This window comes from Mesorhizobium sp. B2-3-4, assembly GCF_006442315.1.
GTDB lineage: Bacteria > Pseudomonadota > Alphaproteobacteria > Rhizobiales > Rhizobiaceae > Mesorhizobium.
On sequence record NZ_VFVY01000044.1, the window covers coordinates 1 to 1,914 of the forward strand.

Annotated in this window: 2 protein-coding genes; one reads left to right on the forward strand and one right to left on the reverse strand. The window is 60.1% G+C overall.

Features of this window, described 5'->3' with window-relative positions:
* Window positions 1-275: 275 nt before the first annotated feature.
* Window positions 276-656: a pentapeptide repeat-containing protein gene (locus tag FJ967_RS33225; RefSeq protein ID WP_140736529.1), complete on the forward strand. Its 381-nt coding sequence runs from the start codon at window positions 276-278 to the stop codon at window positions 654-656.
* A 42-nt stretch (window positions 657-698) separates the two neighbouring features.
* Here the strand turns inward: FJ967_RS33225 and FJ967_RS33230 are convergent, their stop codons facing one another.
* Complete coding sequence (locus FJ967_RS33230; RefSeq protein ID WP_140736530.1) at window positions 699-1,769, reverse strand: aromatic ring-hydroxylating dioxygenase subunit alpha; 1,071 nt, start codon at window positions 1,767-1,769, stop codon at window positions 699-701.
* Window positions 1,770-1,914: the final 145 nt, after the last annotated feature.

The following is a 1,914-nucleotide window of genomic DNA, read 5'->3' on the forward strand; positions in this document are numbered from 1 at the left end:
GCCCCGACCAGCTCATCCCCGCCCACCAGCCCCCCGGAACCGGCAAGGCCGCCGGGACGAAGCGGCCGGTGCGGCCGATTGGCAAAGGGCAGAGCTTCACGACGAAGGGCGTGCCGTTCCCAAAGAAGTTAAACCGCTAACGAGTCAGGGCGGCTTGCCAACGGCTCGGCCCAGAATTGGCGTGGGTTCGTTTCGATTCAGATGCGACGTCGTAAATGGATTGCGCGATCTGGCATCCTTTCGATCGCGATCATGATTGACCGGAGGAAACGACGATGAGCGATCCCCACGAACCCACGCCATTTGATGGCCCTCAGATGCAGGGAATGCATTACCAGCGGGCCGATATGTCAGGTGCCAATTTTGATGGCGTAAACCTCGCGGACGCCAAGTTCTACGCTGTTTTGACGAAGGCGAAATTCATCGACACCAATCTGAGCGAAGCGGTTTTTGATGATATCAGCCTTGCGGATGCGCGCTTCAACAACGTCAATCTGTCGGGAGCCGCCATCACCAACGCAAACCTGTCGCGGTTGACCATAAGCGGCGTCACCTTGGCGGATTCAGACATCAGGGATGCGGACTTGACCGGGATGCGGATCAATGGCGTTCTCGTAACCGATCTGTTCGCGGCCTATGACAAGGCGAACGCCTGAAAGCCTTTTCCGGAGCAGAATGTCCGGCTTGTGATTGTGCAATCAATCCCGACGAACGCCCAGTGCCGTAGCGACCCGTTCCTGGAAATACTGCACGCCCCGCTCATGCCGCCCCGAGAGCGGGCCGGAGCTATAGGCCCCCGCGGCATAGTTTCGATGCGTGTCGGCGCAGATCGTGTAGTCCTCGCGTACCACGGCCAGCGTACCTTGCACGGATTTCGCCCTTCTTTCCGATGCTTCCGCAGAGGTGTCGGCAAAGAAGAAATGGTAGTGCTGGTCCGTGTGATGCGGTGAGGTCGGGTTGATCCGGCTGACGTTCATGCCGCCATCGAAAAGCGACAGCGTCCAGTTCGGCCACATCCAAAGCCATTTGCCGCGATAGAACAGACCGTCTTTCGGCGGTGCAGTCATGCGGACATAACCGGGATGGGCGGTGGTCTGGAAAGCTTCGAAGTCGATGGCAGCGTAGAACGAGGGATGCGTGCCGGGGATGTGGTAGCCTTCGACGAAATTGTCGGTGTAGATCTTCCAGTTCGCCGCAAAGCTGACAGTGGCCTGATCGGTGGCGGCATAGGTTTCCAACGGCTCGTCCGCCAGTTCGGCGGGCAGGGAGCCAAGTTGATCCAGAAGACTTTCCTTCGGGTCGAGTGCCGCGAAGAGCAGCCCGCGCCATTGCGACAACTGCACCGTCTCCAGCGGCCAGTCCTCTGGGATGATCGCGGGATCCTTGCCATACCATGGGGCCTGCACCAGCCGTCCGGTGTCGGCAAAGGACCATTTGTGATAGGGACAAACGATCAGCCCACATTTGCCCGCGCCATCGGCCAGAAGTTTCGCCCCCCGGTGGCGGCAGACATTCTTGAATCCGCGCAACGTCCCGTCCCGGCCCCGGATGGCGAAGACCGGCGTACCGGCGATGTCGATGGCAAGGTATTGACCTGATGTCGCGACCGAGGCGACAGGCCCCATGAACTGCCAGGTGTGCGCGAAAATGCTGCGCCGTTCCTGTTGCCAGATATCATCGCGGACGTATAGCGACGGGTCCAGGTTCAGGTATTGGACGGGCGCAGTGTCTGATGGCGGGTGGTCGGCTCGCAAGGCATCCGGCGTCATAGGCTAGCCTCCAGTTGCGGCAATCCTGTCGCAAGCGGAGCGACACCGCAAGGGAATTGGCTCTGCCGCACACAGCCCTGAAGGCCTGTGTGCAATTTAAAGCATCACGCCGTTAACTGGCCCACCCGTCTCAACCCCCCCCAGC

Excerpts from the sequence above, each read along its gene's own strand:
- FJ967_RS33230 (WP_140736530.1), bottom strand. The coding sequence starts at position 1,769 with ATGACGCCGGATGCCTTGCGAGCCGACCACCCGCCATCAGACACTGCG.
- FJ967_RS33225 (WP_140736529.1), top strand. The coding sequence starts at position 276 with ATGAGCGATCCCCACGAACCCACGCCATTTGATGGCCCTCAGATGCAG.